1 pseudogene is annotated in these 310 nt (G+C 65.8%); it reads right to left on the reverse strand.

Going from position 1 to position 310, the window contains the following annotated elements:
• Positions 1-310, reverse strand: a pseudogene (locus tag AC5RT4_RS17770) (pyruvate dehydrogenase (acetyl-transferring), homodimeric type); the annotation flags it as partial.

Genomic DNA, 310 nt, shown 5'->3' on the forward strand with positions numbered 1-310 from the left:
AGGCCAGGACCAGGTCCCGGTCCACGGAGAGGTAGTTCTGGCCCTTGGGGTTGTAGATCTTCGCGGTGGGGAAGAACGCGTCCATCCCGAACGTGCGGGATTCGTCCGGAACGATGGGCACAATCCGGTGCCCGAACTTCTTGTCCCTGATGAGGTCCTTGAGCAAACGCACGAAGGCCATGGTGGTGGCGGCCTGCTGCTTGCCCGTGCCGTGCTTGGCGACCTCGTAGGACTTCGCGTCCGGGAGGGTGATTTCGGCGTGCTTGGACCGGCGTTCGGGGACCGAGCCGCCCAGGGCGGCGCGGCGTTC

The organism is Arthrobacter sp. sptzw42, from assembly GCF_059089685.1.